The following is an 18,991-nucleotide window of genomic DNA, read 5'->3' on the forward strand; positions in this document are numbered from 1 at the left end:
CTTAATGCAACTTTTTGCTCAAGTCACGTGAAAACGAAGATATAACCTCACTACTACGCTTATCATCTTTACGTTCATGCATTATTTTTTTTACAGCATCAGCAGCTATACTCGCTGTGTTAGCTTGTAAATCCCCAAGAGCTTTTTCAACTTGGTCAGTAACTTTCTTCAAATTAGAATGGGCATTTTCATCTAACGTTTGATCGAGTTGCTGTCTATTATGCTTAATAATACTATTAGCCTTATCAAGTGCTTCATTTATCATTTTGTTAACTTCTGCATCTAATTTTTTGTATTTTTCAGAAGATTTTTTGTAATACTCCAACATATCTTTTCTGAATTTTTCAGTTTCTTCACTTGAAAACTTGCTTTTGTTACGTTTATTGTTAAGTGCGTTTTTTATTACCTTCCCTAGCAATTTATACGAAAGGATAAAACCTACTAAAAAAGCAAGACTGATAACTAGTAATGTAGACATAAAAACCCTAAAATTCTTTGGACACCAAGTCAGCAACAAATTCCTCTTCAATTTCAGAATTAGTTAACTTAGTGTAGTAAATTAAAGCAATACTAGTAGCCATTTGTTTTAACTCACTAATATACTTAGATTTAAATTTCGCCACTCTTTCTTCAACAAGCTTGACTATTTTTTTGTCCTCCTCCCCCAATATACTCTTAACACTCGCTCTCATTTCTTCCACCTGAGCAAGTGCATCATCTATGATTTTTTTTGCCTGTACTTTAGCTTGATTTAAAGCTGCGTTATACTTGGCAATCTGATCTTCCGTAAACCTTAAAAGGTGAATAGCACTATTAAAAGAATCTAATACTGCTTTACTCCTAGTGTTTATTATTTCATCTAACTTTGGTAAGAATAAACAACTTACTACAAAAAAAAGTGAAGAGAAAGAAATCAAAAACCAAAAAATTTGAGAAGAGAAAGTTGAAACATCAAGCTGTGGCATCTGTTAAGCAGCAAATATTAATAACATTGCAAGTACAAACGCAAGCAACCCCATGATTTCAACCATGGCAGCACCAATATAAACGTAACTTTTCATTTTACCTTCTGACTCAGGGTTTCTCGCAATCCCATTTAACATAGCAGAGAAGATATTAGCTATACCTAAACCAGCACCGAGCATTCCAAATACAGCCAAACCAATTGCTATAAATTTTAAAGCCACTAAATCCATATATTACCTTTAACTATTTCTTTATAATATAATTGTAAAATATTCTGCAAGGAAGTCAATTACTTTACTGCATCTGACAAATATACACATGTTAATATAGTAAATATATAAGCTTGCAAAACTGCAACAAATACTTCAAATCCTATTAGTGCAATTATAAACAAAAAAGGTGCAGGTGTAAAAAATATGTTCATATTTACGATAAATCCTGCTATCACTTTAATGATCGTATGACCCGCAATCATATTTGCTGCAAGCCTTATTGATAGGCTAATCGGTCTTACTAAATAAGCAAATAACTTAATAATAATTATTATAGGCGCAAGCCACGAAGGAGTTCCTTTTGGTAGCAATATGCGCAAAAATCCTACTCCTCTTTCCTTAAACCCAACAATCGTTATATAAATAAAAGCCACCATCGACAAAGCAAAAGTGACTATTACATGACTTGTGACCGTGAAACTATAAGGCAGAACACCAACTAAATTACATGATAAAATGAAAATAAATACTGTAAATATCAATGGAATATGTTTTAGACTCTTACTTCCAGTGTTATTTTCTATTATTGAAATAACAAAATCATATACATATTCAACTGCGGCCTGCAAATATCCTGGTATTACTGCCCCTTTTCTTACTCCAAGAAGCAAAAATAGTACCATCAATATTACCGAAATCATCATAAAAAGAGATGAGTTGGTAAAGCTTATGTCATACCCAAATAACTTTGGTAGTTCTATTATTGTATATACTTTAAATTGTTCTAGCGGATTTAACGCCACTTTTACCCTATGTAATAAAACTGCAACAGTAAATAAAGTATAAATTTTATAGTATAAAGTCAAGAATTAAGATTATGTAGGCTCTATGTTTGTGTATAGAGCCCTTTTTATTTATTTTACCTTTAGGCCATAAGCTTTTGCCTTATTTTTGACCTTTACAGCATTTCCTTCAGTATCAGCTTCAAATTCCACTCTTGCAGTAACAAGTTTATCATTTTCACGATCAAACTCTACTTTCTTGATAACTAGATTACTTTCAAAAATATCACTAAATTGCTCTGCCAAATCGGGACCATAATAATCATAATATTTAATAAATTCTAAAGAAGAATTATCCACTTCACCTGAATCTTGATCAAAAGAACGATCATAATTTATCACTACAGCATCCTTACCTTGCATTGCTGTTACTTGCAGGTCCGTACCTTCATGGTCGGGATGAGCATAAAAATTAAAATTCATCTCGCCATCATTGCTATCTGTTGGTTGAAATTCAAATGCTATTGTATTATCCATATTAATACCTACATAATTAAAATCATTATTATAATAATAGTATATCAAGAAAGTATATAATTAATAAGATATAATTATAGTTAGCTACCAACTTTACTTTAAATTCTTGACTTAATATCTTATTTTAACTATAATTTAATTTTAATATGAGGCAATTATGAACGAAATAGATTTTACTAATCCACCTTTAAATTTAGAACAGGAATGTAGCAACGGTTATGTCAAGTTTACAGATTATTCTGCTAATCCAGACACTGGTCTTTTCCACATGGCAGGTGAAATGCTAGATGAAAACCATGATATTATAGGAAATTTCACCGGCGATGCTTACATTTATAATTTCCATATAGATGATCACAATATGAATATTCAACTCTGCATGGAGATGGATTGTAAAGGTGATATAAACAAAATCCTTTCTTTGTAGAAAAAGTAGGCTTCTCCTTCGTTTTTTACAATAGAGAAGCTACTCACTACAACAAGCTTTAAAATCATTATATTTTACATTACAATAAATTTTTGTTTCTTGTTAGATAGATGAAATTCACATTATCTTGGTTATTAGATCATCTAGAAACAAGCGCTAGTTTAGAAGAAATTACTGATAAGCTAACTCATATAGGGCTGGAAGTAGAAGATGTGGTCAACAATACCAAATTAGCTGGGTTTATTGTTGCAGAAATATTAGAAATCGCACCTCATCCAGATGCTGATAAACTAAAGCTATGCAAAGTAAATGATGGAAGTAAAGTTCTGCAGATGGTCTGCGGAGCAAAAAATGTTAGAGAAGGCATGAAAACTGTACTTGCATCTCTTGGTAGCACATTACCAGAAAATGACTTCACAATTAAGCCTGCAAAAATACGAGGAGTGTTAAGTGAAGGGATGCTCTGTTCTGCTTTCGAACTTGCACTGACTCAAGATGAAAGTGAAGGAATAATCGAGCTTTCTGATGATTATAAAACAGGAGATAAATTTTTTAATTGCGATCCTGTAATTGACATAAACATCACTCCAAATCGTGGAGATTGCTTAGGCGTTTATGGAATAGCACGTGATCTAGCAGCAACTGGAATTGGGACACTCAAGACTTTAAGCGTTCCACAACTTACCTATTCTATGGCCTCACCAATAAACGTCAAAGTCATCGATGGGGAGAGTTTTATTAGTGGAATATACATTGCCAATGTAAAAAATAAAGAGAGCCCAAAATGGTTAAAAGACAGACTAGAATCGATAGGAATGCGCTCCATTTCTGCAATAGTTGATATTACTAATTACATCATGATATCCTTTGGCCGCCCAATGCATGCATATAATGCAAAGAAAATAGAAGGAGAGCTCATAGTACGCAAAGCAAACGACGGAGAAAAATTTATTGGTTTAAATGATAAAGAATACTCATTAAACAAAAACATAAGCGTTATTTCTGATGATAAAAATGTTCATGCAATTGCTGGAATTATGGGCAGTAAATACAGTGAATGCACTCTTGAAACTACTGATATCTTTCTAGAGTCTGCCTGGTTTGACCCTATCTCTATCACTAAATCTTCAAGGCAGCTAAGCATCTCCACAGACTCAAGTTACAGATTTGCACGTTCAGTTAACCCTGATTTTACCCTTGATGGACTCAATCTTGCAGCCAAAATGATTTTGGATTTATGTGGTGGAGAAGTGTCAAGCGTAGTGTCTGCTGGCAATCTGAATAAGGCTGATACCAAGATAAATTTTGATTATCAGAATGCAAACAAACTTGGAAGTGTATCTGCATCACCTGATGAAGTACTCAATATTTTAACAAAATTAGGGTTTAGTATTGATAAAAGAACTGAAAATAATTGGAGCGTACAGATACCAAGCTGGAGGCCAGACGTAACTATACCTGCTGACTTAGTTGAAGAGGTAGTAAGAATATACGGCTATGATAAAATAAAGGAAGAGCCACTAGCAGAAGACGTTACAGTAGAAGCAGATACACAAGATGATTTGCGTATTTTGATGACAAGCAGAGGGTTTCATGAAGTGATAACTTGGTCTTTTATGAGTGAATCAATAGCTGAAAAATTTGGTTACTCGGATAAATTATTTATTATCGACAACCCATTTAATAATGACTTTAATATAATGAGACCAAGCGTCATACCAAATTTGTTGAAAGTTACTGCAGATAATACTGCCCATGGCATACCTGATCTTGCAATTTTTGAAATTGGACCAATTTACAATGGTGAAGCTCAGTCTAAGTACGTTTTAAGTGGAATTAGATCAGGAAATGATTTGCCACGAAACCATTATAACACTGATAGAAAAGTAGATGTTTTTGACGCAAAGGCTGATCTCATAATGGCTTTGGAATTTTTGAATATCAACTGTGATAATTTAATGATAGAGAGAGCAAAAAAAGAATATTATCACCCAGGAAAGTCAGGCACCTTATCTTTTAGAAGTAAAATAGTTGGTTATTTTGGGGAATTGCATCCGAGTATATTGGATTTTTTTAACATCAAACAAAAAGTTGTAGCCTTTGAATTAATATTAGAAAATATTGGAAATTTACCTATAAGTAAGAAAAAATTTATCGATTATAAATATCAAAGTGCAAAGCGCGATTTTGCGTTTATTGTGAGTAAAGACATAGTAGTAGGTAGTATAATCAATATGGTAAAAAAAAGCTCAGAGCTCATCACAGAAGTTTTGATATTTGATGTATATCATGGAAACAACATAGAGGCGAATAAGATGTCCATCGCATTTTCAGTTACTTTCTGCTCTCCAACTCACACTTTAACTGAAGAGGAAATTCAAAAAGAATCAAATATGATAGTCAACTTAGTGTGTGAAAATACCGAAGGAACTTTTAGAGCTCATCATTAAACTGTAATCACAGTTCCCTGATTTTGCTGTGTCACGTTTACTTCATCCAATCTATTCTCTATCTTGAATTCAATATCCTTAAAAAATCTATCCCACATTCCATGCAAATGCTCTTCTACTTTAGGCCAGACATCATTTTTAAATGTCGTTCCATCATCAGAAAATAAATTACCTAAAAAAACTCCTATTTCTTCATAACTTGATTGAAAATGTTGAAGAAATGTCTCTACTTCCTTATGAGTATCATGTGCCTCACTCAATGCTTTCCCTTCTGTGCTATTATCTTTGTTTACAGCTGACCATCCAATCACATTATAATTAAAAACAACTTTGAGAGAGTTACAAATCCTCCACAAACCACTCTCATTATCTTTTGGTACATTATTTACTATATTTTCCACCAACCTATTTATTAAAGGAGACAATAAATCTTGACAAAAGTGTTTGATATTATTTTTTATTTTAATAATAGGAGTTTTTATGCACTTTTCTACCAAATAGTACTCAAGTTCTACTTTCTCTAGCAACTTCTTAATTGCTTCTTCATCAAAAATTTCATGCTCGAACGCCTCCAGTAAATCATCTTCTATTATTGCAAATTTTATTTTTTCACGAGATTCTAGCTCTTCTCTATAATTATTTTTTGTTTTTTCATTTATCAATAATCCTTCTTTTTCTAATTTTAACTGTTCTAATGCTTTTAGAATTTCTTGGTTATGTTTCAAACATAACTCTATTAACTCCACACTTGGAGATCCCTTTTCTTTACTATTTTTCTCAACATTCAAATTCTTATTCTGCTTTTCTATTATTTCCTTCAATCTCACAGGATACGTTAAATATCCTCCAATTTTCTCCCGATAAGAAACAATCTTGTTTACTAGACGTTTTTCACCTTCTCCATTGAATAGCATGTCCTTATTATCTTCTACATTCTTTATACTTTCCCCTTGCTTTTCAAATAACTCTTGAATTCTACATCTTGTTATTTCTAAATACATCTTTTCTACAAAGTCATTCATTTTATCCGAAGTCTTTGTTTTATTTAATTCACTCAGATCTTCTGCTAAAAACTGCTTTATTTTGTTATCTGACTTACTTAGTAGAGTTTGAATAGTCCTTATTCTCGATTCTACTAGCCTTTTCTCAACCTCTTGATCATTATATTCGAATTTAAAAAGATCTTCTAATTTCCTTTTTAAATCATCATCTGTTAAGTTATTTTTTCCTTCATCATATATTGCTTTCAATTTTTCACGTATCCCAGTATATCTTACTTGTCCTTGTTTTTTTAAATCTTTAATTCTTTTTTTAGCATTACTTAGGGCTTCCTTTGTTTCTTGAGGATGCGTATGATTATAAACATAAATGATTGCACTCTTATCTGTTTTCTCTTTTTGTATAAGCCGCTCCCATCTTGCTTTAAATACAGGAAGTGCATCATCACTTATATCACCTACTTTCATAAGGGACTCTAGCCGATCACCTTCATCAGTCAAATTAAGTGACTCCTTTATTTTTAGTTCTTTCAAATCTTTGATTATCACTTCTTTCTCATTTGGTAATTCCTTACCTTGGCTCTCCAACTCTTGTTTAACTAATATATCTCTTAGCGCATCTTTTAATGAAAAATCTTTTTTTCTTTTTTGTGCAAATTTAATTGCTTGTATAAAAGCAACTTGATAAGCATTTTCTATTAAGTGAGTTGTCAACTTAGAATCTATACTATCCACCACTTTCAACCTAAACCCGTTCAACAATGCCTTCATCTTATCATATGTAATCTCTTTTTTTTCTAGCTTCATCAATTCTTCCATAGCTTTTGCAAATTCTTGAATGGAAGTCGCAAGCACATCATTGATTTCATTGCGTAAGGGCTTAAGACCATTTTTTAAATTGATGTTAGTTGACAATTTCAGTACGATATTATGCTCTGAATCCCACGTTACACTAAACCATTTATTATTTTCATTCTCACATAAGTCTCTAAGTAATTGTTTAAATTGTGGTGGAAACTTTATTTCCATATCATATGCAATGCTTGATCCAGAAATTTCCGTTTCATGAAAAGATACCTCAATATTTTGGTGCTCATTAGAATACCGCCCCATACTTATTTTAAGAGTAGCAACTAAAGAATGAGATAAATCTCTATTTAAAAGATAAAAAGTAGCTAAAGCAATTGTTGCAGGAACAACCAAAGTTACAAGTACCGTCACATTAACAAAAATTGCTATTGCAGCAAGAACACCATATGCTAATCTTTTTGGTACACCTGTTTCACTCTTTTTTGTCTTATCCCCTCCTACACCTTCTTGTGTCTTGCTATTTGCTTTAAATCTACTGTATATGACTAACCCCAGCGCAGTAAAAGCAATATAAGGGAGCATTAAGACTGACAGAGCTAAATTTAATACTTTCTTCTCTGGGCAAGCTCTGTTTATCTCTTTCAATATTTCGCTTGACATATTATACCAGGAGGTAAAAAAGCCAGAGTCATAATCTTTATAATGAAATATACTCAGTGGAACATTAAAAGCAGCTATTTGTTTAGTTTGCTCACTTACAGCATCAAAAAACTCTTCCTCCTCTTCTGAAGTAGCAAGACCTAAATCATTGCCTTCTTCTACATTAGAAACATCTTCCATAGCATCAAAAAACTCTTCTTCCTCTTCCAAAATAGCAATGGGCTCTTTTTTAGAGAAATCACGATTATTATTTAAATCAACAATTGTAACAACTTGATTCATATTATCACTCTACCTAAAGCAATCTAAGTGTAGCATAAGTATCGGTGATTTGCAATTTTTTAACAAATTAACTTAATACCAATCATTAAATCTTGGTACTCTTTAGAATAAAAGTCGGTTCCAATTTCTACATTGATCTCTAAAGATAAGGCAAGAGTCTGCTCTTTTATATATTCACTCCATGTATTGATTGCCTCTTTAACTTTCTCATCTTCTGCTTTGATTATTACTCTGATTCTATCTGATATATGGAAATCAGCTTGTTTTCTAGTTTCTTGAATGAGCCTCACAATATCTCTCGCAAGTCCTTCTAGAATTAATTCATCATTTAAAGTAGTGTTTAGGATAACAACCCCTTTGTTGTTATCAAATACAGAGGAGAATCCACTGTTTGCTTTTAACAATAGTTCATATTCGCCTTTTTCTATGATATAGTTCTCTGTTTCATCTCCCAGAAATATCTGTTCGTTTTCAACTTGCTTCCACTTCCCTTCCTTAACGTATTGAACTAGTTTCTTGATTTTATCTGGAATCTTCTTGCCAAGTAGCGGGAAATTTAGTTTTAGCTCTAGTGATGCAATATCTTCAAGTCTGTTTACTAATTCTAATTTTTTTACATTTATCTCATCTCTTATTATCTCTTGATATTCATTTTCAAGAAAATCGCAGGAAGACTTATGATAAATGGTCATACTGCCAAGTGGCTGTCTGATACGTATGTTAAACGTGTTTCTAATAGAGAGTGCAGCATTGCATATCTCTCTCACAAAATCCATCTTGGCAATAAGCTCGCTATCAAACTTCTCTAATTGTGGAAAATCAGCCAAATGAACAGATGTTTCTTTATACTTCAGCCCTTGCCATATAGTCTCTGTTATGAGTGGCAACAAAGGAGCTGCAGCTCGAAGTATGTAATAAAAAACTTTGTATAGAACATTATAAGCGTCAGTTTTGTCTTGATCTAAATCACCTTTCCAAAAACGCTCACGACTGCGACGAATATACCAGTTATTTAGCACTTCAAAAAAATCTGTCAGAATTTTACAAGCTTCCTGGGAGTTATAGCTGTTCATAGAAGCTTGCATACCTTCCACAGCTTCAAAACATTTTGAAATCATGTAGCGATCAATAGTACTTTGATAATTCTTACAAACCTCAGCTTTAATTCCATCTGCATTTGCATACATAGTAAAAAAGTGATAACTGTTCCAAATAGGTTTTATTACGTTTTTTAGAATATCTCGTATCGAATTTCCTTCTTTGTCGAGTAGCAAATTACCACCACAAACAATAGATCCAGAAAGCATAAGAAAACGCAGCGCATCAGAACCATATTTGTCAAAAACCTCCATTGGATCTGCATAGTTATTCAAACGTTTGGATAATTTTTGCCCTTTTACATCGAGAACTACACCGTGGCATATGCAATTCTTAAATGGTTCCCTATCAAACAAAGCAGTGGACAATACAAAGAGCGTATAAAACCACCCCCTGGTTTGTGCTATGTATTCAGTGATAAAATCTGCAGTTTCAAACCACTCTTTATTTTCAAACGGATAGTGAACTTGAGCGAACGGCATTGAACCAGATTCAAACCAACAGTCAAATACGTCAGGCACACGACGCATAACCGATTTTCCTGTTGGATCATCAGGATTTGGTCTTGTTAAAGTATCTATAAACGGTCTGTGCAAATCATCTATCTTAACATTAAAATCTCGCTCTAATTCTGCTATTGAACCATACACATCCACCCTTGGATATTTTGCATCGTCTGATTTCCATATAGGAATTGGAGTACCCCAAAATCGATTGCGTGAAATAGACCAGTCGTGTGCTCCTTCAAGCCACTTTCCAAATTGACCATCTCTTATATGATTTGGCATCCAATTAACTCTCTTATTTAGCTCTACCATTCTGCTTTTGAATTTTGTAACGGCAACGTACCAAGAAGGCATAGTGCGATAGATCAAAGGAGTATCAGTTCTCCAGCAGTGAGGATAATTGTGAATATATTGCTCAGTCTTAAACCAACTCCCCTGCCCTTTTAATTTCTTTATTACTGTATCATTGGTATCAAAAACATGAACTCCTGCTAAATCTGAAACTTCTGCAGTAAATTTTCCAGCATTATCAATTGGACAAACAGCCGGGATATCGTGGCTTTGACAGAGACTAAAATCCTCTTCACCAAATCCAGGAGCAGTGTGCACAACACCAGTACCATCTTCTGCTGTAACATAATCAGCAATAAAAATACGGAATGCATTTTTTGTATCTTTAAAGTAATCAAACAGTGGTTTATAAGAAAGACCTGCAAGATCATCTGCTTTAAGCTTTATATTGCAGTTTTCATATGGAATATTGCTCTTTGTACAGTGATCAATAAATTTTTCTAGATAGCTTTTAGCAAAGATATATATCTCATTATTCACTAAATCTCCTTCATTGCCTTCTGCTGCTGTCATCCCAGCACTTTCCTTTGTCATCCCAGTGCCTCCTTCTTTTGTCATCCCAGTGCTTGACACTGGGATCCAGGTTTCTTTTTCTCTAGATTCCAGCGTCACGCGCTGGAATGACATCAAAGGGTGGACTGACACTGCACAATACTTAATATCTTTCCCTATTGCCAGCGCAAGGTTGCTCGGCAATGTCCAAGGAGTTGTAGTCCAAGCAAGCAACTTACATTTTTGTTTAAATTGCTTTGGGTTTTCTAAAAGTTCAAACGCAACAGTTACAGCTTTGCTAGTTTTTTCTCTATATGCATTATCAAGCCTTGTTTCAAAATTGGAGAGAGGAGTTTCGCACGCCCAGCTATAGGGAACAACGCGCACTGATTCATAGACCAGACCTTTATCATAAAGCTGCTTAAATGCCCACATGACCGACTCCATAAATGATTTATCCATGGTCTTATAGTCATTGTGAAAATCTACCCATCTTGCTTGTCTATTTACATACTTCTCCCATTCTGATGAAAATTTCATCACAGAAGTACGGCAATGATTATTGAATTTCTCAATCCCGAATTTTTCTATCTCAGTTCTGCCAGATATTCCAAGCTCCTTTTCTGCACCCATCTCAGCCGGTAGCCCATGGCAATCCCAACCAAATCTGCGTTCAACCCTTTTTTGCAGCATAGTTTGATATCTTGCAAATGCATCTTTTATAAAACCAGTAAGTAAGTGTCCGTAATGCGGAAGTCCATTTGCAAACGGAGGCCCATCATAAAATACAAAACAATGACCCTTGGAACGTTTCTCGACTGACTGCTCAAAAATTTTATTTTCCTGCCAAAATTTTATGATTTCCTTTTCTAGCAATGAAAAATCAGGACTGCTGCTTGTATCAGGATAATGCTTCATGTTCATTTCAACTGGATAAAATCAAAGAATATAGAGCTTTCCAGAAAATTACAAATTCAAAAACTCCGTTTCTATAAACATAGATAGGTATTGACATCATTATACAACATATTAATTCATTAGACTTATTTATTTAGGTTGAAGATGAATAAAGACAATAGAAGTTGGCCTTATCAGAAATTTCATGATGCCAACAAAAATAATAGTAAAAGCAGCTTTGTTTGGGGATCACTTTCTTATGAATATAATAATTCTGGAAAGATTGAAAAATTACACTATCAGTGGGAAAAGAAAAAAAATCCCGCGAATCTATTATATCAAGTCTCATATGATTGCGTAACAGAGAGCTGTAGTCCTTTAAGGATTAAATCTAGATAGCTTATAAACTTATAAAACACACAAAGTGCTTCTACATGAGACCATGGGAGCACTTTTCTCTAATTAGGCAGCGCATCCCAATAAACTATTTTGCCGAGCTTCCAACACTCTTACATTTACTATTTTATCTTTGTATTTATCGTCAGGGTCATCAATACACACTGATTGCATATATGGGCTTTTACCAATTATTTGATTTTGGTGTTTACCTTTTTTATCGCTGAACAAAGCAGGAATAGTTTTCCCCACCATACTCTGATTAAACTCAAGTTGTTGCTTGCTAATTAATTCCTGTAACTGAAGAAGGCGCTCTGTTTTAACCTCTTCTGGTACTTGATCTTTTCTTTCCGCTCCCGGTGTACCTGGTCTTGGGCTATATTTAAAACTATAAGCCTGAGCATATTTTACTTTTTCTACTAATTTCATAGTTTCTTCAAAATCTTTTTCAGTTTCTCCAGGAAAACCAACGATAAAATCAGAAGAAAATTCAATTTCAGGTTTCAATTTGCGCAATCTGTCTATTATTTCCAAATACTCCTCTGCAGTGTGCTTCCTGTTCATTGCGTGCAATATTTTATTCGAACCTGATTGCACAGGTAGATGAACAAACGGCATGAGTTTTGATTCCTCCGTATGTACCAAGTAGAGAGATTCGTGCATATCTCTTGGATGAGAAGTTGTGTAGCGGATTCTTTCTAGCTTTTCAATTTTAGCCATGTAACTAATTAATTTTCCTAAATCCCACACTTCTCCTTCGCACTCCCCATGATAAGCATTGACATTCTGACCAAGTAAAGTAATTTCCTTTGCCCCATTTGCAACTAACTTTAATGTTTCACGGAATATTTCATTTACTGGTCGTGAATACTCAGCCCCGCGAGTGTAAGGGACTACACAAAACGTACAAAATTTATCGCAACCCTCTTGTATAGCAAGAAACGCAGAAGACCCTTGATTATTGCCATAACATTCATTTGGTAATTTATCAAATTTCGCAACTTCAGGAAAATCAGTATTTATTACATGACCTTTACTTCTACTTGCTTTAACTATCAGCTCCGGTAAAGCAGCGATACTCTGCGGACCAACAACAATATCAACAAAAGGAGCTCTTTTAAACACTTCTTCTCCCTCTGCTTGCGCTACACACCCAGCCACCACTATGGTCATTTCTTTATTTTTTTGTGATGAGTGAATCCTTCCAAGCTCTGAGTAAAGCTTTTCTGCTGCCTTTTCTCTAATATGACAAGTATTTAATATCACCAAATCAGCTTGTTCTGCATCACTCACAACACTGAACCCTAGAGGCTTAACTATATTCTCCATTAAAACGGAGTCATAAACGTTCATCTGACAGCCGTAAGTTTTAATGTATAGGCCTTTCATATTTAAAATTCTTCACACAAATTCTAGCAAATTATACGAAAAACTGGGTTCTAGTACAACAGCCAATAAAGATTGCTTGACAAACCTTCTCACTTTCCTTACTACTAACAGTAGCGGTATTTTAAGAGCTCAAAAATTTATCTCCGTCTGCAGACTTTTCAGTCAATTTTTCAACAAAAAACGTAGTGTATCTTCTTCAGCACGTGTTCAAATTCTGTTGTATGTGCGCTGCATTTTCTTTCTAATCTTTTTTACACAGGAGGATTTTATGTCTAGAATTCCAGATACTTGACCTTTATTCTTAAGCTAAAAACCGATTGGTACCTATGGTTTTTATAAAGAAAGTGCAAAAAATACTTTAAAGAATATGAAATAAAGGTAGAAAAGGTTTGAGTAACCAAAAACCGTTTCCAGGCATAAGTTTGCCATGCATACCTAAAAAGTAATTACACTAATATAATATTCACACTTATATGCCAATATAGATATAATACTAATTAAAGAGCATGTTATGCAAGAAGAAGTATCAGATTTTGCAGATGTTCTTTGTCAAAATAAATGTGATTTCTTTCAGGTGACACCCTCCTATATCTTTCTTTAGGTTATACAGAAGTCTAACACAATTATAGAACAAGCTTAAAAGTTCTGGTAAAGTAGTTTTATTTACAAAAGATATGCTACTTGATATTGAAAAACGCAGCATAACAAATGCACTGTGGAAGTTACAAGAAGCAGATCAAAGGGAAATCTTAACTCTTATACAGAGATTTGAGTTGCCAGAAATATTAGCAAGAATATTAGTTAGTCGTGGTGTTAACATCGAAAATGCACATGACTTCTTACATCCACTAATCAGATCGCTATTACCAGATCCCTTTCACCTCCTTGATATGGATAAAGCTGTTTCTCGCATAATAAAAGCAATAAACAATAATGAAAATATTGCAATATTTGGTGACTACGATGTTGATGGAGCAACATCGTCAGCATTGATTAATAGGTATCTAGGAACGATTGGAACACACTCTATAATCTACATTCCAGATCGTGTTGATGAGGGCTATGGATTAAACGTAGATGCTTTATTACAACTTAAAAAGAACGGAATTGATTTATGTATTTCTGTTGATTGCGGTACGCTTGCATATCAACCGATAGAAGAGGCAAGGGTTTTTGGACTTGATATTATAGTTGTCGATCATCACCTTGGTACAGAAAAATTACCAAGTGCTGTAGCAGTTGTTAATCCCAACCGCCTTGATGAGAGCTCTCCTTATACTAACCTTGCAGCAGTTGGAGTGTCATTTCTGCTAATTGTTGCCCTTAACAGAAGCCTACGTGAGCAAGGATTTTTTACCCACAAAAAAGAACCAGATTTATTTGATCTACTGGATTTGGTTGCTCTTGGAACTGTTTGCGATGTTATGCAGATTATAGGCCTAAATAGAGCATTTGTTTTGCAAGGATTAAAAGTTATGTCAGCAAGGAAAAACGTTGGCTTGCGTGTTTTGTTTGATGCTTTGGGAATCCTTGAAAAACCAAGTGTTTCACGGTTAGGGTTTAACATTGGGCCATGTATAAATGCTGGAGGAAGAATTGGAGAAGCATCACTCGGTGCAAGGTTGCTTTCCACTGATAATGAAGAAGAGGTGCATTCAATCGCACTAAAATTAATAGATTTAAATAATGCAAGAAAAATGCTAGAAAATGAGGCTATTTTGGAAGCCACAACACAAGCGGAAAAATTTGCGCAACTAGGTATAAATTTTATAATGGTAAGCGGCAATTGGCACCAGGGAATAATTGGTATTATTGCATCAAGACTAAAGGAGCAATTTCACTTACCAACAATAGTGATATCTTTAAACAATGGAATAGGAAAAGCAAGTTGTAGGTCAATTTCTGGAGTAGATATTGGTGCCGCGGTTCTTTCTGCAAAATTTACCAACCTAATCATTGAAGGTGGTGGTCACAGTATGGCAGCGGGATTTTCGATTAAGGAAGACAAAATAAGTGATCTACATGATTTTTTTACTGAAAGATTTGCAAACTCTACAAATGACAAAATCATAAAAGCCGATGGCATAGTAACAGCTAAAGCAATAAACTTATCCCTGTGGAACCAACTGCAACGCTTAGAGCCATTTGGTGTTGGCAATCCTGAACCGAGATTCATCATTCAGGGGGCAAAGATAAGAAAGCCGGAAGTTATAGGAGTTGATCATATAAAATGTTTTATTACTGACGACAATGTTATGGTAAGAGCTATTGCGTTTCGCTCTGCAAATACTGAGCTTGGCTCTGCTATCATGCAGGGTAATGTTAAATCAATTTTAGGTAAAATCTCTATGAATTACTGGAATGGCAATGAATTTGTGCAGTTTTTAATAGAAGATGTGTTGACTGTTAGCTGATTTGTACCTGTTCAGGGACGTGGCTAATGTGCAAATATTGAAGCAAAAGTGGTGTCATTCCAGTGCTTGACACTGGAATCCAGACTTTGATTGTTATACTCGTAAATAAGTCTGGTGAGAATAAGAGCTCATCTTAAATGCAGTATTTTTGTTGAAGTAGCTCAACTGGATCCCAGTGTCAAGCACTGGGATGACACCATTTGTTATAAAGACTTACCGCACTTTTGCTCTATGATTATCTTTTTAGATCACCTTGTCTACCTTATTCTGCCACTCCGCTGAACGGGTACGCTGATTTTACAACAATTACCTATCAATCTCGCCAAAAACTATATCAAGTGAACCGATAATTGCTGCAATGTCAGCAAGCATGTGTCCCTTTGCCATGAAATCTAAGGCCTGTAAATGCGCAAAGCCAGGTGCTCTTATTCGACATCTATAAGGTCTATTGGTACCATCTGAAACTATATATACTCCAAACTCGCCTTTTGGTGCTTCAACAGCTACGTAAGCCTCACCTTCTGGCACATGATATCCTTCTGAATAAAGCTTAAAATGATGAATCATAGCTTCCATGGATTCTTTCATTTCCGCTCTTGGCGGTGGAGAGATCTTTCTATCTTCAGTCTTTATTGGCCCTTCAGGCATCTTCTCTATGCATTGCTTCACCAAGCTGATAGATTGTCTGATCTCCGCCATTCTTACTAAATAACGGTCATAACAGTCACCATTTTGGCCAATTGGTATATCGAAATCTAATTGGTCATATATCTCATATGGCTGGCTTTTTCGCAGATCCCAAACAAGCCCAGCAGCACGGAGCATTGGTCCACTAAAGCCCCAATCAAGCGCCTGTTTTATTGATATTTCACTAATTCCTACAGTGCGTTGCTTCCATATCCTATTTTCTGTCAAAAGCTCATCAACATCATCTATATACTTTGGAAATTGCTCTATAAACTTTGCAATATCCTCAATCAAACCTTCTGGAATGTCTGCTGCAAGTCCACCTGGCCTTATATAAGCTGCGTGAAATCTTGCACCTGAGGCCCTTTCATAGAACTCGAGTATTTTTTCTCTCTCTTCAAAGAGCCATAAAAGAGGAGTCATCGCCCCAACATCAAGCGCTTGAGAAGAGACATTCAGTAAATGATTTAGTATCCTTGTTAGCTCACAAAATAAAACACGCAAATATTTTGCCCGAATTGGAATTTCACATTGCAACAATTTCTCTACACATAACGAATATGCATGCTCTTGTGACATTGGTGACACATAATCAAGGCGGTCAAAGTAAGGCAGAGCTTGAAGATACGTTTTATGCTCTATTAGCTTCTCAGTACCACGATGCAAAAGCCCAATATGAGGATCTGCTCTTTCGATGACTTCGCCATCCATCTCTAAAACAAGGCGTAGCACCCCATGTGCAGCTGGATGCTGAGGACCAAAGTTTAACATCATTGTCTTTAGATCAGGCATGCTTTGGTAGTTTAAGGTATTGAAATTGTATAGGGTAAAATGTGCTTAAAGTCAATAGGCTTCTTGCACAAGTACAACTATCGTTACAATAGAAAAACTCCTTAAAAATTCACCATCTCCTTATGATCTGATAGATAATATTTATTTGAACTACAATTATTATACTTGTGTTGATTAAGGTAGCAAAATTATGTATAGATAATTTTGACTAAAAAATAGTTTTTCAAGTTTTATTTTGGAGTAATCAAAATTAATGAAAGACAATAAATACAACTTAGGTTTAAGAATCATTCATTGGTTAATGTCTGCTCTTATTATTGGAATGCTTTGTTCTGGACTATACATGAAAAGTTTGCTGATTAGCAGTGAAATTAAATTCAGCATATACGCTATTCATAAGGCTTGCGGTATCACCGTTCTTGGATTAATTATAGTACGCATATTTTTTCGCGTCTTTACTTATGTTCCACCACTTCCAGCCAATTTTTCTCGATTTGTAATTAATGCGAGCAAAACGATACACTTTTGTTTATATGCTTTGATGGTGCTAATGCCACTATCTGGTTATGTCATGTCTTCTGCTTCTAGCAAAGAGATCAAATATTTTTTCCATATTCCTTTGTTAATTAATCAGAATGAAGATCTAGCTAGTGCAGCTAATCAGCTACATTCAATTCTTGCATATTTTATGATACTCTTTATAATCTTACATATACTTGGCGCTTTGAAACATACATTCATAGATAAACAAAATATTTTTAAACGTATGATATAGGTTATATGTTAAGTAGCCTCTGGAAAAAAGGAACGAATTTTCTCGGTAGTGAATTTGCCATAATGGGTGGTGCCATGAGCTGGGTTTCAGAGAGAAATTTAGTTTCGGCAATTTCAAATGCCGGTGGTTTTGGTGTAATTGCATGTGGCGCAATGTTTCCAGACTTACTGAAAAAAGAAATCATAGAAACACAAAAATTAACTCATAAGCCATTTGGTGTAAACCTAATTACTATGCACCCAAATTTGAGTGAGTTAATAGATATATGCATTGAAACAAAAATAAGCCACATAGTTCTCGCTGGCGGGTTACCAAAAAAGCCTAATATAGAAAAAATCAAGAATGCAGGTATTAAAGTTATGTGCTTTACACCAGCATTAAGCCTTGCGGAAAGGTTAGTAAAAATGGGAGTAGATGCATTGATAATAGAAGGAATGGAAGCAGGTGGGCACATAGGTCCAGTTAGCACTTCTGTTCTCGCACAAGAGATATTACCTCATTTTAAAAACGAGAAAACACCAATTTTTGTTGCAGGTGGAATAGGAAGAGGCGAAATGATAATGAACTACCTAGAGATGGGAGCAAGTGGCTGTCAAATAGGTACATTATTTGTCTGCACGAATGAGTCAATCGCTCATAAAAATTTTAAAGAAGTATTCATCAAATCAGCTGCGCGTAATGCTGTGTCTTCTATACAGATCAGCGCTGATTTCCCTGTAATTCCAGTAAGGGCTATAGCTAACAAAGCAAGTGACGATTTTATGAAGCATCAAAGAGACATTATCGATAAATATCAAAATGGAGAAATCTCAAAAGAAGAGGGGCAACTTGAAATAGAAAAGTTCTGGGCTGGAGCTTTAAGAAAAGCTGTGATTGAAGGAAATATTGAAACAGGATCTTTGATGGCAGGTCAAAGTGTTGGCATGGTTGACAGAGAAAAGCCTGTAAAAGAAGTGATAGATATGCTAGTTCAACAGGCAAGCAATTATGTTGAAATGTAAAATCAGTAATCAGCAAAGAAAATAGTTAGCAAATTGCTATAATTATCCGCAATAAGGCATAACTACCCA

Annotated in this window: 15 protein-coding genes; 6 read left to right on the plus strand and 9 right to left on the minus strand. The window is 34.7% G+C overall.

Going from position 1 to position 18,991, the window contains the following annotated elements:
- Position 1 precedes the first annotated feature (1 nt).
- The 5 genes from ABWU62_RS07640 to ABWU62_RS07660 form a co-directional block, all read right to left on the minus strand.
- Positions 2-478 carry a hypothetical protein gene (locus tag ABWU62_RS07640; protein ID WP_353288027.1) on the minus strand — a complete coding sequence of 159 codons (477 nt, stop codon included), beginning with the start codon at positions 476-478 and terminating at the stop codon, positions 2-4.
- Positions 479-485: 7 nt separating this feature from the next.
- On the minus strand, positions 486-965 hold the full coding sequence (locus ABWU62_RS07645) for a hypothetical protein (protein ID WP_353288028.1): 480 nt from the start codon (positions 963-965) through the stop codon (positions 486-488).
- Between the two features lie 3 nt (positions 966-968).
- Complete coding sequence (locus ABWU62_RS07650) at positions 969-1,196, minus strand: F0F1 ATP synthase subunit C (RefSeq protein WP_006014985.1); 228 nt, start codon at positions 1,194-1,196, stop codon at positions 969-971.
- A 59-nt stretch (positions 1,197-1,255) separates the two neighbouring features.
- A complete protein-coding gene (locus ABWU62_RS07655) occupies positions 1,256-1,981 on the minus strand; it encodes a F0F1 ATP synthase subunit A (protein WP_353288029.1) in 726 nt (241 codons plus the stop codon).
- 111 nt (positions 1,982-2,092) lie between these two features.
- Positions 2,093-2,497, minus strand: a complete 405-nt coding sequence (locus ABWU62_RS07660) for a hypothetical protein (RefSeq protein ID WP_353288030.1) — start codon at positions 2,495-2,497, stop codon at positions 2,093-2,095.
- A 157-nt stretch (positions 2,498-2,654) separates the two neighbouring features.
- Here ABWU62_RS07660 and ABWU62_RS07665 point away from each other — a divergent pair, with 157 nt between their 5' ends.
- Positions 2,655-2,924 carry a hypothetical protein gene (locus ABWU62_RS07665; protein WP_353288031.1) on the plus strand — a complete coding sequence of 90 codons (270 nt, stop codon included), beginning with the start codon at positions 2,655-2,657 and terminating at the stop codon, positions 2,922-2,924.
- A gap of 110 nt (positions 2,925-3,034) precedes the next feature.
- The gene (gene pheT, locus ABWU62_RS07670) at positions 3,035-5,374 is read left to right on the plus strand and encodes a phenylalanine--tRNA ligase subunit beta (protein ID WP_353288032.1); all 2,340 of its coding nucleotides are present in this window, start codon (positions 3,035-3,037) and stop codon (positions 5,372-5,374) included.
- Here the strand turns inward: pheT and ABWU62_RS07675 are convergent.
- Positions 5,371-8,124 carry a hypothetical protein gene (locus ABWU62_RS07675; RefSeq protein ID WP_353288033.1) on the minus strand — a complete coding sequence of 918 codons (2,754 nt, stop codon included), beginning with the start codon at positions 8,122-8,124 and terminating at the stop codon, positions 5,371-5,373. The two genes, pheT and ABWU62_RS07675, sit on opposite strands and share 4 nt — an antisense overlap.
- 59 nt (positions 8,125-8,183) lie before the next feature.
- Complete coding sequence (locus ABWU62_RS07680) at positions 8,184-11,495, minus strand: class I tRNA ligase family protein (protein ID WP_353288034.1); 3,312 nt, start codon at positions 11,493-11,495, stop codon at positions 8,184-8,186.
- Between the two features lie 138 nt (positions 11,496-11,633).
- On the opposite strand from ABWU62_RS07680, the gene ABWU62_RS07685 reads away from it, so the two are divergent.
- Positions 11,634-11,867, plus strand: a complete 234-nt coding sequence (locus ABWU62_RS07685; RefSeq protein ID WP_353288035.1) for a hypothetical protein — start codon at positions 11,634-11,636, stop codon at positions 11,865-11,867.
- Positions 11,868-11,930: 63 nt separating this feature from the next.
- Here ABWU62_RS07685 and miaB read toward each other — a convergent pair whose 3' ends face one another.
- Entirely contained in the window at positions 11,931-13,253 is a 1,323-nt protein-coding gene (miaB, locus tag ABWU62_RS07690; protein ID WP_353288036.1) for a tRNA (N6-isopentenyl adenosine(37)-C2)-methylthiotransferase MiaB, read from the minus strand.
- Positions 13,254-13,927: 674 nt separating this feature from the next.
- Between miaB and recJ the strand changes: the two genes are divergently transcribed.
- Entirely contained in the window at positions 13,928-15,667 is a 1,740-nt protein-coding gene (gene recJ / locus ABWU62_RS07695; RefSeq protein WP_353288037.1) for a single-stranded-DNA-specific exonuclease RecJ, read from the plus strand.
- Between the two features lie 306 nt (positions 15,668-15,973).
- Here the strand turns inward: recJ and ABWU62_RS07700 are convergent, their stop codons facing one another.
- Positions 15,974-17,146 carry an NADH-quinone oxidoreductase subunit D gene (locus ABWU62_RS07700; RefSeq protein ID WP_353288038.1) on the minus strand — a complete coding sequence of 391 codons (1,173 nt, stop codon included), beginning with the start codon at positions 17,144-17,146 and terminating at the stop codon, positions 15,974-15,976.
- A gap of 253 nt (positions 17,147-17,399) precedes the next feature.
- Between ABWU62_RS07700 and ABWU62_RS07705 the strand changes: the two genes are divergently transcribed.
- Together ABWU62_RS07705 and ABWU62_RS07710 are read left to right on the plus strand one after the other, a co-directional pair.
- Complete coding sequence (locus tag ABWU62_RS07705) at positions 17,400-17,921, plus strand: cytochrome b (protein WP_353288039.1); 522 nt, start codon at positions 17,400-17,402, stop codon at positions 17,919-17,921.
- A gap of 5 nt (positions 17,922-17,926) precedes the next feature.
- Positions 17,927-18,922: an NAD(P)H-dependent flavin oxidoreductase gene (locus ABWU62_RS07710; RefSeq protein ID WP_353288040.1), complete on the plus strand. Its 996-nt coding sequence runs from the start codon at positions 17,927-17,929 to the stop codon at positions 18,920-18,922.
- The last annotated feature ends 69 nt before the right edge of the window (positions 18,923-18,991 follow it).

It is taken from the genome of Wolbachia endosymbiont (group B) of Gerris lacustris (assembly GCF_964028355.1).
Classification (GTDB): domain Bacteria; phylum Pseudomonadota; class Alphaproteobacteria; order Rickettsiales; family Anaplasmataceae; genus Wolbachia.

Bases quoted from the DNA above. Each gene is read 5' to 3' on its own strand.
- ABWU62_RS07640 (WP_353288027.1), bottom strand. From the start codon at position 478: ATGTCTACATTACTAGTTATCAGTCTTGCTTTTTTAGTAGGTTTTATC.
- ABWU62_RS07645 (WP_353288028.1), bottom strand. From the start codon at position 965: ATGCCACAGCTTGATGTTTCAACTTTCTCTTCTCAAATTTTTTGGTTT.
- ABWU62_RS07650 (WP_006014985.1), bottom strand. From the start codon at position 1,196: ATGGATTTAGTGGCTTTAAAATTTATAGCAATTGGTTTGGCTGTATTT.
- ABWU62_RS07660 (WP_353288030.1), bottom strand. From the start codon at position 2,497: ATGGATAATACAATAGCATTTGAATTTCAACCAACAGATAGCAATGAT.
- ABWU62_RS07665 (WP_353288031.1), top strand. From the start codon at position 2,655: ATGAACGAAATAGATTTTACTAATCCACCTTTAAATTTAGAACAGGAA.
- pheT (WP_353288032.1), top strand. From the start codon at position 3,035: ATGAAATTCACATTATCTTGGTTATTAGATCATCTAGAAACAAGCGCT.
- ABWU62_RS07675 (WP_353288033.1), bottom strand. From the start codon at position 8,124: ATGAATCAAGTTGTTACAATTGTTGATTTAAATAATAATCGTGATTTC.
- ABWU62_RS07680 (WP_353288034.1), bottom strand. From the start codon at position 11,495: ATGAACATGAAGCATTATCCTGATACAAGCAGCAGTCCTGATTTTTCA.
- ABWU62_RS07685 (WP_353288035.1), top strand. From the start codon at position 11,634: ATGAATAAAGACAATAGAAGTTGGCCTTATCAGAAATTTCATGATGCC.
- miaB (WP_353288036.1), bottom strand. From the start codon at position 13,253: ATGAAAGGCCTATACATTAAAACTTACGGCTGTCAGATGAACGTTTAT.
- recJ (WP_353288037.1), top strand. From the start codon at position 13,928: ATGCTACTTGATATTGAAAAACGCAGCATAACAAATGCACTGTGGAAG.
- ABWU62_RS07700 (WP_353288038.1), bottom strand. From the start codon at position 17,146: ATGCCTGATCTAAAGACAATGATGTTAAACTTTGGTCCTCAGCATCCA.
- ABWU62_RS07705 (WP_353288039.1), top strand. From the start codon at position 17,400: ATGAAAGACAATAAATACAACTTAGGTTTAAGAATCATTCATTGGTTA.
- ABWU62_RS07710 (WP_353288040.1), top strand. From the start codon at position 17,927: ATGTTAAGTAGCCTCTGGAAAAAAGGAACGAATTTTCTCGGTAGTGAA.